Raw genomic sequence first — 13,367 nt, 5'->3', positions numbered from 1 at the left:
CATGGTCAAACTCACCAAGGCCCAGCGCGAATGGCGGCCCGGGATGCCCAAGAAGCGCCGCTCCACGAAGGTGATGTTCGCTTCGACCGTGCTGCTCCTAGAGGCCTTCGTCGCCTTCTTTGCCACCTTGGCTGTCTTCGGACTGAAGCGCGGAGAGGTGCAGCCGGCGCTCATACTGACCTTCGGCATTGGACTGAGCGTCGTGCTGGTACTGGCCTGTGCCGTGCTCAGCAAGCCGTGGGGCATCGGCATCGGCTGGGTCATGCAGCTGGTGCTGGTTCTGTCCGGCTTCGTAGAACCCACCATGTTTGTGGTGGGAGTCCTCTTCGCGGCCTGCTGGTGGTACGGCATCCGTGCAGGCATGAGGATCGACCGCGAGAACGCCCAGCGGGATCGTGAGCAAGCCGAATGGGACGCGGCGCACGGGGAAGACTCCGCCGGGCAGTCCGCCTGAGCGAAACCCCGTAAACTGGCTGGGAAACCCACACACTCAACATTGGAGCAACCGTGAGCATTGAGCGCACCCTTGTACTGATCAAGCCCGACGGCGTCGCCCGCAACTTGAGCGGCAGCATCCTCGCCCGCATCGAGTCCAAGGGATATTCCCTCGTGGAATTGAAGAAGGTCAACGCCACCCGCGAACTGCTGGAGCAGCACTACGAAGAGCACCTGGGCAAGCCGTTCTACGAGCCGCTCGTCGAGTTCATGCTCAGCGGTCCCGTTGTCGCTGCCATCTTCGAGGGCAACCGCGTGATCGAAGGGTTCCGTTCCCTTGCGGGAACCACGGACCCGACGACGGCCGCGCCGGGCACCATCCGCGGCGACTTCGGCCGTGACTGGGGCGTGGCGGTGCAGCAGAACCTGGTCCACGGTTCCGACTCGGTGGATTCCGCCGAGCGCGAGATCAAGATCTGGTTCGGCGCGTAAACGAACAACGCGGGGTCACTTACGGTCCATCCGGACGTCCGGAATGGGCCGTAAGTGACCCCGCGTCAGTTAAGGGATAAGTGCTCAGTAACCCGACGTCCCGATGAAGACGTTGATGAAGGCAAAGAAAATGCTCGCGATCACGCCGACGTAGAGCAGCGCGGTAATGATCCAGCCGGATTCGCCCAGAAGCTTGGCCAGGCCTGCGGGCGCCGGAATGACCCCATGCACTACGTTCCTGATGGTCACGAAGACGAAGAGCGGGATCATGCAGGCCCACACCACCATGCAGAACGGGCACAGGATGTGGATGGCATACAGTGCCTGGGACCATAGCCACACGATGAAGATGAAGCCCAGCGTGACGCCCGTCTGCAGCCCGATCCAGTACCAGCGGGCGAATTTCGCCCCCGCAAAGATCGCCATCGCGGTGGTGATGATCACGGCGAAGGCAACGATGCCGATGAACATGTTGGGAAATCCGAATACCGAACTCTGCGGTGTCTTCATGACGCTGCCGCAGGACACCCACGGATTGAGGTCGCAAGCCGTTATGTGGTTAGGGTCGATGAGGACCTGCAGCTTTTCAAGCACGAGCGCACCGGAAGCCAGCCACGCAATGGCGCCGGTGGCGAGCAGGAGCCACGCAAAGGGGCGGTCGCGGACCATGCGGGGCATGGACAGCTCGGCGGCGGTTTCCCGGTAGGGATCTTTGCCGGTCTTCTCCTGTCCGGTCTTCTCCTGGCCGGTCTTCTCCTGGCTGGTCTTCTCCTGCCGGGGCGATCGGGCATCGTTGTTGGCCAGGTTCGGGCTGGCGGGGCTCGGCATGGTTGGCTGTCCTTTTCTGGATGGCCCGGCGCGCGGCCGGGGACTGCTCTTGGGAGGATTCTAGCCGCGGCGGCTGAAGGACGCTTCCAGCGAGGGCGGCGGCACGGAAGCTTTCGGGGTGTGCTTCCTGCCGGGAGTGCAGGCGTGTGAGAGAATGAACATGGCCGGAAGCCGATCCACATGCGGAATCCGGTCCGGTATCTTGTTCCCAAGACCGCCAGTCATATGCAGGGCATGCCCAGGATCCAATGATCCCCGGCAGGGCCGCAGTGACAATGGACGGCACCTGGTTGTGGCATTAGAACAACGGGTTTGGAGCGAAGCCGGCTTTCCGAGGATGCCGCACCCCCATGCTGGTGCGAACCGGAAAGAATACTACTGACTTCTGTCAACGCCTGCGGGTTTTGACAATATTGCCCCTCTGGGCACCGGATGTGGCGGTTGCGCAAGGGCAGGAGTGTTGCCACATATGGATAATGAGCAAGTTGTAGCCGCCGCAGAAGATGCGGCATCAACCGAGACTACTGAAGCACCGAAAAAGGCTACCCGCACCCGCCGCAAGGCGGCACCGAAGACGGTTGTAGCGGATGAGACCCCCGACGCCGGAGCTCCCGCCGCCGAGTCGCTCGCTGAAGAGACGGACATCGAAGCGCCGAAGGCTCCTGTCCGGCGCACCAGGGCTCGAAAGAAGGTCGAAACTCCCGAGACGCTGCCGGGTTTCACTGAAGAAGCGTCCCCGGAAGGTGGCGACGCGCCCGAGGTTCCCGTCGTCGGAACTGAAATCGCGGCAGAAGCCGAAGCTGCACCCGAAAAGCCGGTTCGCCGCCGTCGCACGACGAAGGCCAAGAGCCCCGAGCCCGTTGCCGACGAGACCGCGGTTGAAGCGCCCGCTGCCGATGTTGCGCCCGAGGTACCGTCCGCTGAGGTTGCGCCCGAGGAATCCACCGAGGCACAGGCCGTCGAGGCGGAAGCTGCAAGTCCGATCGCTTCGCTGTTCCTGGAGCCAGCGTCCGTTACGTCAATGATCTTCCAGGCGCCGGACTTGAGTGCAGTTGCCAGGCCGGCCGTCGTCGAAGAAGAATCCCGGGCTGTGGCTGAAGAAGGTTCCGAGGACAACGAACTGGACGAAGCAGGCAGCCGCCGTCGGCGTCGCAGCCGTGGGCGTCGTGGTCGCCGGGGCACTGAGCGTGATGAAGCCGCGGGAGAAGAAACCTCCAAGGAGTCCGAGGACGAGGCAGAAGCCGGAACCGAGGAAGCGCTCGAAGAAGGTGTGACTTCCCGCCGTCGTCGGCGCCGTCGCCGTGGCGATCAGGACCTGGAGTTGACGGGTGGTGGCGACGACGATCCGCCCAACACCGTCACCCGTGTCCGTGCTCCCCGCGCACACGTTGAGGCCACCAGCGGCCCGGACCGCGTCACGAGCGTCAAGGGCTCCACTCGCCTTGAGGCGAAGAAGCAGCGCCGCCGTGAGTCCCGCGAGACCGGCCGCCGCCGCCAGGTCATCACCGAGGCCGAATTCCTGGCTCGCCGCGAATCGGTTGACCGCCAGATGATCGTTCGCCAGCGCGACGACAGGATCCAGATCGGTGTCCTGGAAGACGGCGTGCTCGCAGAGCACTTCGTGTCCAAGACACAGCAGGACTCCCTGATCGGCAACGTCTACCTGGGCAAGGTCCAGAACGTGCTGCCGTCGATGGAAGCTGCCTTCGTCGACATCGGACGCGGCCGCAACGCCGTGCTGTACGCCGGCGAAGTCAATTGGGATGCCGTGACCTTGGAAGGCAAGCCGCGCCGCATCGAAAACGCCCTGAAATCAGGCGATTCCGTGCTGGTCCAGGTCACCAAGGATCCCGTGGGCCACAAGGGCGCGCGCCTCACAAGCCAGATCTCGCTTCCCGGCCGTTACCTTGTGTACGTGCCCGGTGGTTCGATGACCGGTATTTCCCGCAAGCTGCCCGACGTCGAGCGCAACCGTCTGAAGAAGATCCTCAAGGATCGCCTCCCCGAGAACGCCGGCGTCATTGTCCGCACGGCCGCCGAAGGTGCTTCCGAGGAGGAGCTGACCCACGATATCAACCGCTTGCGTGCGCAGTGGGAAGGCATCGAAAGCCAGTCGACGTCCACCAAGATCCTGGCCCCGGAGCTGCTGTACGGCGAACCGGACCTCACCATCAAGGTTGTCCGCGACGTCTTCAACGAGGACTTCTCCAAGCTCATCGTCTCCGGCGATGAGGCCTGGGACACCATTGAGGCCTACGTCACCTACGTGGCGCCGGACTTGGTGGGACGCCTCGAAAAGTGGACCTCCGATCGGGACATCTTCGCGGCCTGGCGCGTTGACGAACAGATCCATAAGGCATTGGAGCGCAAGGTCTTCCTGCCCTCGGGTGGTTCGCTCGTGATCGACCGCACCGAGGCCATGACCGTTGTTGACGTGAACACCGGGAAGTTCACCGGCAGCGGTGGCAACCTCGAGGAAACCGTCACCAAGAACAACCTCGAGGCTGCCGAGGAAGTGGTGCGTCAGCTTCGCTTGCGCGACATCGGCGGAATCATCGTCATCGACTTCATCGACATGGTCCTGGAATCCAACCGCGATCTCGTGTTGCGCCGCTTGGTCGAGTGCCTCGGCCGGGACCGCACCAAGCACCAGGTCGCCGAAGTGACATCGCTTGGATTGGTCCAGATGACCCGCAAGCGCATGGGCACCGGCCTGCTTGAGGTCTTCGGTGAGCAGTGCGAAACGTGCGCAGGGCGCGGTGTCGTCACGCACGACGAGCCTGTGGAGCACCGTCGGGCCAACGTGGTGGCCGCCGAGCACCACCACCCGCGCACGGAGGCACAGCCGACCGTCCGCCCGGAGCAGCGCAAGCGCCGCCGCGGCAGGGGGGCGGGCCAGGGGACTCCCGAACTCCCGATCACCCCTTCCGTACCGGTCCACTCCGTGGAGTCCGCTGATCCGAACCGCCAGGCAGCCACCCGCGCCGCCCTTGCCACCATCGCCGCCGCAGCCCACGCTGCCCACCTGCACGACGACGAGCTCCACCACGCCGCGGAATTGCTCGCCGACGGGCATGCAGCGGAAGCAGCCCCGGTCCAGGCCCCCTCGGCACCGGTCCAGGCTCCTGCAGCGGCTTCGACGGGCGAGGGACGTTCGAAGCCTGTCCTGCGATTCGGCGGCGAGGAAGTTGCGTTGCCGTTCGTTCAGCACGAGGAGGAGCCGGCAAGTGGCGCTCCTGCCATGAGCCTGGATCTCTTGGCCCAGGCGTTCGCGGGACTCGGAGAGGCTCCGGACACCGCGCCGACAGCAACGGAATCCCGGGACACGGCCGCAGAGGCCCCTGCGGCCGCTGCAAGCGGGGAAGCCCAGCAATCGGGCTCGCGTGGACGCCGCGGCCGCCGCAACCGTAGCGCCAGCCGGGCCCAGGGTGCCGCCAACGCCACCGACGTGGAGCACCACGAGGTTGCCGTGGCTGCTTCCGGCGGGGCCGCGCACGAGGCCAAGGCTCCGGAAGCTGCTCCGGCCAAGTCGACGGCGGCAGCGGAACCGATCATCCTCGGAGTCGGCGTACCCAAGTCCGAACTCTAAGCGCCGTACCCTGTCCGAAGCCCCGGCCGTTCCCCTTCTGTGGAAACCGCCGGGGCTTCGGCGGCCGAGGTGTTATCCGGGTTAAGCTAGAGGATTGACACGGGGTGCCGCGCACCAAGCCGGCTGAGACCAGACCCGTTGAACCTGTCCGGTTAGCACCGGCGAAGGGATGTCTCGCATGACTGTTCCGGCCCAATCAGCCGTCTACCCGCTCAAAACCATCAAACGCCCTATCCCCAGGGTCCTCAGCATTGCCGGCTCGGACCCTTCGGGTGGTGCAGGGATCCAGGCAGACCTCAAGAGCATTGCGGCCAATGGCGGCTACGGCATGGCCGTCATTACTGCGCTCACGGTGCAAAACACGCAGGGTGTCACTGCCGTCCATGTGCCTCCCGTGGAGTTCCTTCGGCAGCAATTGGATGCCATCAGCGAGGACATCACGGTTGATGCCGTCAAAATCGGCATGCTCGGGGACGCCGCGGTCATCGACGAAGTGCGACGCTGGCTGGGGGCGGCGCGGCCCGCCGTCGTCGTGCTGGATCCGGTGATGATCGCCACCAGTGGTGACCGGCTGCTTGCGGAGTCCGCCGAAACCGCGCTCCGGGAACTCCTGCCCCTCGCTGACCTGGTGACCCCCAACCTTCCTGAATTGGCCATGCTGCTTGGCGAGCCTGTTGCCACTGATTGGGTATCGGCGCTGGAACAAGGCAAACGCCTGGCTGCTGCCTGTGGAAATACCGTCCTGGTGAAGGGCGGCCATCTGCAGGGAGCCGGATGCCCGGATGCCCTCGTCAACACCGGGGGAGTCCTGAGCCAGGACGTGGTGGAATTCGCCGGCCAACGGGTGGAGACCCGCAATAGTCATGGCACAGGATGTTCCCTGTCGTCGGCGATGGCCACGGCCAAGGCGCGGCTCGGCGACTGGGAGTCTGCCCTGCGTGTAGTCAAGCCTTGGCTCCAGGAGGCCCTAAACCAGTCCGAGGTCCTCGAAGTGGGGAAGGGCAACGGGCCGATCCATCATTTCCACGCGTTCCAGCAAGCCCTTGAGCCGGGGGACTTTGCCGTACGGATGTGGGAAGCCGCCCAAACGGAACTTGCCGCGATTTATGGCCTTGACTTCATCCAACATCTGCAGTCCGGCGGCCTGAGCGAATCGCAGTTCAGCTACTACCTGTCGCAGGATGCCATGTACCTCAACGGCTATTCCCGCGTCCTGGCCCGGGCAAGCGCGCTCGCCCCCAGCGAACCCGAACAGCTCTTCTGGGCCCGTAGCTCGCAGGTATGCCTTGAAGTCGAATCCGAATTGCATCGGAATTGGCTCAGTGGGCGCCAGGCGAGCGGGGAGCTCGGCCCCGTGACCAAGGCCTACGTGGACCATTTGCTCGCGGCGTCGGCGTCGGGCAGCTACGCCATGCTGGTGGCGGCCGTATTGCCCTGCTACTGGTTGTACGCCGAGGTGGGACAGCGGCTCCACCGCGGCTATGTCGAGTCGGGAGCCTCTGACGAGCACCCATATGCGGACTGGCTGCGCACGTACGCGGACGAGGCATTTGCCGAGGCCACCCGCACGGCGATCGACATCACGGATGCCGCCGCACAGGCTGCAACCCCCGCGGACCGCGAGGCGATGATGGAGGCGTTCACGCAATCCTGCCGCTATGAAACGGCGTTCTTCGATGCTCCACGCCTGCACGCCTGAGCCCGCCGCCTATCGCGGAAAGGCCGGAGACAGTGCTGTTTCTGCGGACGCAGCAGCGTGTCGGAGCGGTGAACCGGGCTTTTCCTCGTCCGCACGGTAAGGTAGACGGGCACGGTACCGGATGGCGGCATCGCCAGTCTGTGGCGGCCATCACGTGGCAGCCTCCGGGCTTGGCCTCATTTGCAGCCGAAGGCGAAACTAGCGTAATCTAGATCTTCGGTGCTTACGCCAACACTTGGGTTATGCCCCTAGGAACCTTTCATGTGGAACTGATTTTCCATCTGGATTTGTTCGAGGGATGACTCATGGATTCCGTACCGGAGTCCACGGCGTTGAGGCACAGCGTGAACCAGGCCCGTTTTCGGGTCGGGGTTCCGCACGCAAATTTAGTTATAAACGTCGAGAGAAGTGAGTGCCCAAGTGGTGTACGCGATTGTCCGCGCAGGCGGCCGCCAAGAAAAGGTTTCCGTTGGAGACTACGTAACCCTGAACCGCGTCCCCGGTGAAGCCGGCAGCACCCTTGAGCTGCCCGCACTGCTCCTGGTGGACGGCGACAAGGTCACCTCCGCTGCTGCGGATCTGGCCAAGGTCAAGGTTACGGCCGAGATCCTCGAAGACCTCCGTGGTCCGAAGATCGTCATCCAGAAGTTCAAGAACAAGACCGGCTACAAGAAGCGCCAGGGTCACCGTCAAGAACTGACCAAGATCAAGATCACCGGTATCAAGTAACCACTGGTTGCTGTTCAGGTTTTCAACAGATTCCCCAGAATTTAAAGGCAGGCATTTCAAATGGCACATAAAAAAGGCGCGAGCTCCACTCGCAACGGTCGTGACTCCAACGCCCAGTACCTCGGCGTAAAGCGCTTCGGCGGCCAGGTCGTTTCCGCAGGCGAGATCATCGTCCGCCAGCGCGGCACCCACTTCCACCCGGGCGCCGGCGTCGGCCGCGGTGGCGACGACACCCTGTTCGCCCTTCAGGCAGGTGCGGTTGAGTTCGGTACTCGCCGTGGCCGCCGCGTCGTGAACATCGTTGCTGCTGCAGCTGCAGAGTAATAACACGTTCTAAACGGGTGGAGCGGGCCGTATGGCCCGCTCCACCCGTCTTTTTAACCGCACTAGAATTTACTAGGGCGGGCGCCGGCAGATCAGCCGGCAATACGCATTCCAAGCAGTAATTTCCACTTAGAGGAGAAACACGTGGCGACCTTCGTAGACCGGGTAGTACTTCACGTATCCGGCGGAACAGGCGGCCACGGCTGTGTCTCTGTCAAGCGCGAGAAGTTCAAGCCCCTCGGCGGACCCGACGGCGGCAACGGCGGCAATGGCGGCGACGTGATCCTGCGCGTCGATTCCCAGACCACCACTTTGCTTGATTACCACCACGCACCGCACCGCCACGCAACCAACGGCGGGCCCGGCATGGGCGACTGGCGGGGCGGCAAGAACGGTGAAACCCTTGTGCTTCCCGTCCCGGACGGCACCGTGGTCAAGACCAAGGACGGCGTAGTCCTTGCCGACCTCGTCGGTGAAGGCACCGAGTTCGTCGCCGCTGCGGGCGGGCTGGGCGGCCTTGGTAACGCTGCGCTGTCCTCGCAGAAGCGCAAGGCGCCGGGTTTCGCCCTCCTCGGCATTGAAGGCGACTCCAGCGACATCGTCCTGGAATTGAAGTCCATTGCGGACATCGCGCTGGTTGGCTTCCCGTCCGCCGGCAAGTCCAGCCTTGTCGCGGCGATGTCCGCAGCGCGGCCGAAGATCGCTGACTACCCCTTTACCACCCTGGTCCCGAACCTCGGCGTGGTCCAGGCCGGTGACGTCCGGTTCACTATTGCCGACGTTCCTGGGCTGATTGAAGGAGCGAGCGAAGGCAAGGGCCTGGGCCACAACTTCCTGCGCCACGTAGAGCGTTGCGCCGCACTGGTGCACGTATTGGACTGTGGAACCTTGGAGGCGGACAGGGACCCGCTTTCCGATCTCGCGATCATCGAACAAGAGCTGGACAGATACGCCGTGGACATGAGCTACGCGGGTGTTGACGGCGAAGTTGTTCCCCTGAACGAACGCCCCAAGCTAGTTGTCCTGAACAAGGTGGACCTGCCTGACGGTCGGGATATGGCCGAGTTCGTCCGCCCCGAACTCGAACAGCGCGGCTACCGCGTTTTCGAAGTCTCTGCCACAAGCCACGAAGGGCTGCGGCCATTGAGCTTCGCCATGGCCGAAATCGTCCAGGACGCCCGCAAGGCGATCGAGATTGCGCCTCCCAAAGTCGCAGCGCCTGTCTTGCGTCCCCGGGCCGTCAACGAGTCCGGCTTCACGATCCGCCGCGAGGAGAAGAACCTCGAGCCGCTCTTCCGGGTGCTCGGGGAAAAGCCTGTCCGCTGGGTCAAGCAGACCGACTTCACCAATGAAGAAGCCATTGGCTATCTGGCCGATCGCCTTGCCAAGCTGGGCATTGAAACCGAGTTGTTCAAGATGGGTGCCGTGCCGGGCGACACCGTGGTGATCGGCGGAGAAGACGGGGTCGTGTTCGACTGGGAGCCCACCATGATGGCAGGCGCCGAGCTCCTGGCGACGCCGCGAGGCACGGACATCCGGGTGGCCGATATCGGCGACCGTCCCACCCGTTCGCAGAAGCGCGAGGAGCAGATCGAACGCCGCGAAGCCAAGGCCGCGGCACGCGCCGAGCTCGAAGCCGAGCGGAAGGCAGGCATCTGGACCGAGTCCGTCAGCCGCCGTCGGGCAGCCCAACCCCTGAAGGAAAGCGGCCTGGAAGCCGGAAATGACGACTAGCACGGCCCGCACCGCGGAAGTCACCGAAGGCGACGACGCCGCCGAACGCCAGGCACTCGCCGGCGCCAAGCGGATCGTGGTCAAGGTCGGTTCGTCCTCGCTGACCAGCATCAAAGGCGGGATCTCGGAGAAAGCGCTGACGGCTCTCGTCCACGCCCTGGCTGAGAAGCGCAATTCCGGGACGGAGATCATCCTGGTCTCGTCCGGTGCCATTGCTGCGGGTCTCGCGCCGCTGGGCCTCGCCAAGCGTCCCAAAGACCTCGCCACACAGCAGGCAGCGGCCAGTGTGGGCCAAGGGCTCTTGATGGCGCGCTATTCGCAGGCGTTTGCTGCGCACGGCGTTACGGTGAGCCAGGTCCTGTTGACAGCGGATGACTTGATGCGTCGCACGCAGCACAGCAACGCGTACCGGGCGCTGGACCGTTTGCTGAACCTCGGCGTCGTGCCGGTCGTGAACGAAAACGACACCGTGGCAACGCACGAAATCCGCTTCGGTGACAACGACCGGTTGGCCGCTTTGGTGGCACACCTTGTGCGGGCCGATGCGCTGGTCCTCCTGTCCGACGTCGACGCCCTGTATGACGGGCCGCCGTCGTTGGGTGCCAAGCGCATTCCGCTCGTCACCGGTCCCGCCGAGCTCGTCGGGGTGACCATCGGCAAGGCCGGGAAGGCGGGCGTCGGTACCGGGGGCATGACCACCAAGGTAGAGGCGGCGTCGATCGCCGCGGGCTCCGGCATCCACGCCCTCGTGACGTCTACAGCCAATGCAGCCGCCGCACTATCGGGCGCGGACGTGGGCACGTGGTTTGCCATCAACGGCAACCGCAAGCCCGTCCGCCTGTTGTGGCTGGCGCACCTCGCTTCGGTTCGGGGCAGTTTGGTGCTCGACGACGGCGCCGTCAAGGCCGTGCGCGACCGCCATACTTCGCTCCTGCCTGCCGGAATTTCGTCGGTACAGGGAGACTTCGAGCCGGGCGATCCCGTGGAGATGGTTTCCGGCGAGGGTACCGTGATTGCCAGGGGACTGGTGAACTACTCCGCGGAAGAGCTTCCCCGCATGCTGGGCCGGTCAACCAAGGAGCTCGCGAAGGACCTTGGCCGCGGATATGACCGCGTCGTTGTTCATGTTGACGACCTCGTGCTGGTCCAGCAGCCCCGCTCCACTAAACTTGGAGAATGACTGAGGCCCTGACCCCCGATTCTCCTGTGATGACTGACGTGCTGGCTTCCGGCAATGCCGCCCAGGCGCCGGAAACTCCGGAGTCAGGAACTGCGCCGCTCACCCTCGAGCAACTGGAAGCGGCCGTATATTCGATTGCGGACCGTTCGCGGGAGGCCGCGCGGCGCGTGGCCCAGGCGAACCGTGCCTGGAAGGACCGTGCGCTCCACGCCATTGGTTCCGCCCTCCTGGAACAGCAGGCGTCGATCCTCGCGGCAAACGCCAAGGATGTCGAGTCTGGCCGCAACAACGGAACTTCGGCCGCCATGTTGGATCGCCTGACACTGAGTCCTGCACGCATCAACGGCCTTGTGGCAGCCCTCGAAAACCTGGCGGGCCTGCCGGATCCCGTGGGCAACGTGGTCCGCGGCCAGACCCTCCCTAACGGACTGCGCCTCCGCCAGGTCAACGTACCCATGGGAGTGGTCGCGGCAATCTACGAGGCGCGCCCGAATGTCACGGTAGACATCGCCGGACTTGCGTTGAAGAGCGGCAATGCGGTGATCCTGCGCGGCGGCTCGGCTGCTGCCCACACCAACGCGGCACTTGTGACCATCCTCCGCGATGCGCTGGAATCCGTCGGGCTGCCGGCCGACGCCGTCCAGAGCGTGGACCAATTCGGCCGCGAGGGCGCGAACGTCCTGATGCGTGCCCGCGGCAGGGTGGATGTGCTGATTCCCCGTGGTGGACGGGACCTGATCCAGACTGTCGTGAACAACTCTTCGGTGCCCGTCATTGAGACCGGCGAAGGCAATGTGCACATCTTCATCGACGAGTCCGCGAGCGAACAGATGGCCGTCGACATCCTGCTTAACGCCAAGACGCAGCGGCCCAGCGTTTGCAACACGGTGGAAACCCTCCTGGTCCATTCGAAATCCACAGTGCTCCCCGCCGTCGCCACCGCCTTGCGGGCTGCCGGAGTCACCCTGCACGTCGACTCGAGAATCCAAGCGGCACTGTCCGGTTCCGTTGAAACAGTCCCCGCCGATGACGTCGATTGGGCCACGGAATACATGGACCTTGACCTCGCCGTTGCCATGGTGGACAACCTCGACGAAGCAGTCGCGCACATCCGCAAATGGTCCACGGGGCACACCGAGGCCATCCTGACGAACAATCTGGCGAACGCCGAGAAGTTCATCGCGGACATCGACTCTGCGGCGGTCATCGTGAACGCTTCCACCCGTTTCACCGACGGCGGCGAGCTCGGGCTGGGTGCCGAGGTGGGAATCTCCACCCAGAAGCTCCACGCGCGTGGCCCCATGGGCCTTACCGAGTTGACCACCACGAAGTGGATTGTGCAGGGCGAAGGCCAGATCCGCGGCTAGCAACGCTGTAACATAGAACAGAAGTCCTGAACGGCGGGGGATCCGCCGTCGACAATCCTTTGAACCGCTAGGGGAGAAAATGCAGTTTCAGCAGATCGCCATCTCAATTCTCGCGCAAGGGGGCGAAGCCGAGGCGCCCGCACCGTTGTTGGCCCCTCCTTTCGTCATCGGCATTACGATGTTCTCCATCCTGTTGGTCCTGCTGTTCATCGCCGTTTCCTACACGAACCTCGGCAACCGCCACGATCCTGTCGAGGAACACTCCGATCCGCACCGCCAGCACCCCGCCAAGCACCCAGGGTTGGGCCACTAACATTTCCGCCGCAAAACCCTTCGAGGACACGGGGCGCCGCCTTCGCTTGGGCGTGATGGGCGGGACGTTCGATCCCATCCACCACGGCCACTTGGTTGCTGCCAGTGAGGTTGCTGCCAAGTTCCGTCTGGACGAGGTGGTCTTCGTGCCCACCGGACAGCCTTGGCAGAAGTCGCACAAGCAGGTCAGCGAAGCCGAGCACCGGTACTTGATGACGGTCATTGCCACGGCTTCCAATCCCAATTTCACGGTGAGCCGCGTGGACGTGGACCGCCCCGGTCCCACGTTCACCATCGACACCCTGCGTGACCTCCGGAACCAGCGGCCGGATGCGGACCTGTTCTTCATCACTGGCGCGGACGCGCTGGCGCAGATCCTGTCCTGGAAAGATGTCGATGAGCTTTGGTCCTTGGCGCATTTTGTCGGCGTCACCAGGCCTGGCCATGTTCTTGATGGCATGGGCAGGGAAGATGTCAGCCTGTTGGAAGTGCCCGCCATGGCGATTTCTTCGACCGATTGCCGCGCCCGCGTAGGTGCAGGCAATCCCGTCTGGTACCTCGTACCTGATGGCGTTGTGCAGTACATCGCCAAATACAGGTTGTATTCGGGCAAACCCGGCATGGGGGAGCCCCTGCATGCTATGACCGGATCAGAACACCAAGCCCGTACCGAGTGAG

At 64.0% G+C, this 13,367-nt stretch carries 12 protein-coding genes and 1 riboswitch; of the genes, 11 read left to right on the top strand and 1 reads right to left on the bottom strand.

From position 1 onward, the window contains the following. Window position 1 precedes the first annotated feature (1 nt). Window positions 2–454, top strand: a complete 453-nt coding sequence (locus tag J2S96_RS10375) for a DUF4233 domain-containing protein (protein ID WP_306862687.1) — start codon at window positions 2–4, stop codon at window positions 452–454. 53 nt (window positions 455–507) lie between these two features. Then, window positions 508–927: a nucleoside-diphosphate kinase gene (gene ndk, locus J2S96_RS10370; protein WP_306862686.1), complete on the top strand. Its 420-nt coding sequence runs from the start codon at window positions 508–510 to the stop codon at window positions 925–927. Window positions 928–1,011: 84 nt separating this feature from the next. Here ndk and J2S96_RS10365 read toward each other — a convergent pair whose 3' ends face one another. After that, the gene (locus tag J2S96_RS10365; protein ID WP_306862684.1) at window positions 1,012–1,755 is read right to left on the bottom strand and encodes a vitamin K epoxide reductase family protein; all 744 of its coding nucleotides are present in this window, start codon (window positions 1,753–1,755) and stop codon (window positions 1,012–1,014) included. A 469-nt stretch (window positions 1,756–2,224) separates the two neighbouring features. Between J2S96_RS10365 and J2S96_RS10360 the strand changes: the two genes are divergently transcribed. The 9 genes from J2S96_RS10360 (at window position 2,225) to nadD (ending at window position 13,366) form a co-directional block, all read left to right on the top strand. Next, a complete protein-coding gene (locus tag J2S96_RS10360) occupies window positions 2,225–5,344 on the top strand; it encodes an Rne/Rng family ribonuclease (RefSeq protein WP_306862683.1) in 3,120 nt (1,039 codons plus the stop codon). Window positions 5,345–5,434: 90 nt separating this feature from the next. After that, window positions 5,435–5,531: riboswitch (TPP riboswitch) on the top strand. Beyond that, entirely contained in the window at window positions 5,523–7,043 is a 1,521-nt protein-coding gene (thiD, locus tag J2S96_RS10355; RefSeq protein ID WP_306862681.1) for a bifunctional hydroxymethylpyrimidine kinase/phosphomethylpyrimidine kinase, read from the top strand. Its footprint overlaps the riboswitch before it by 9 nt. 420 nt (window positions 7,044–7,463) lie before the next feature. Further along, a complete protein-coding gene (rplU, locus tag J2S96_RS10350) occupies window positions 7,464–7,772 on the top strand; it encodes a 50S ribosomal protein L21 (RefSeq protein ID WP_234758699.1) in 309 nt (102 codons plus the stop codon). 60 nt (window positions 7,773–7,832) lie between these two features. Continuing rightward, window positions 7,833–8,096, top strand: a complete 264-nt coding sequence (gene rpmA / locus J2S96_RS10345) for a 50S ribosomal protein L27 (protein WP_003803426.1) — start codon at window positions 7,833–7,835, stop codon at window positions 8,094–8,096. Between the two features lie 144 nt (window positions 8,097–8,240). Beyond that, on the top strand, window positions 8,241–9,830 hold the full coding sequence (gene obgE, locus J2S96_RS10340; protein ID WP_306862678.1) for a GTPase ObgE: 1,590 nt from the start codon (window positions 8,241–8,243) through the stop codon (window positions 9,828–9,830). After that, window positions 9,820–11,010: a glutamate 5-kinase gene (gene proB / locus J2S96_RS10335; RefSeq protein WP_306862676.1), complete on the top strand. Its 1,191-nt coding sequence runs from the start codon at window positions 9,820–9,822 to the stop codon at window positions 11,008–11,010. Before obgE ends, proB begins: the two co-directional genes overlap by 11 nt. Further along, window positions 11,007–12,377, top strand: coding sequence for a glutamate-5-semialdehyde dehydrogenase (locus J2S96_RS10330; RefSeq protein ID WP_306862674.1), 1,371 nt, complete (start codon window positions 11,007–11,009; stop codon window positions 12,375–12,377). Before proB ends, J2S96_RS10330 begins: the two co-directional genes overlap by 4 nt. A 79-nt stretch (window positions 12,378–12,456) precedes the next feature. After that, entirely contained in the window at window positions 12,457–12,690 is a 234-nt protein-coding gene (locus J2S96_RS10325; RefSeq protein ID WP_306862673.1) for a hypothetical protein, read from the top strand. Window positions 12,691–12,745: 55 nt separating this feature from the next. After that, a complete protein-coding gene (gene nadD, locus J2S96_RS10320; RefSeq protein WP_370873069.1) occupies window positions 12,746–13,366 on the top strand; it encodes a nicotinate-nucleotide adenylyltransferase in 621 nt (206 codons plus the stop codon). Window position 13,367 lies beyond the last annotated feature (1 nt).

It is taken from the genome of Arthrobacter bambusae (assembly GCF_030812595.1).
Taxonomy (GTDB): Bacteria; Actinomycetota; Actinomycetes; order Actinomycetales; family Micrococcaceae; genus Arthrobacter; species Arthrobacter bambusae_B.
Note: the sequence above shows the minus strand (reverse complement) of the source record. Positions and strands in the feature narration are given on the sequence as shown.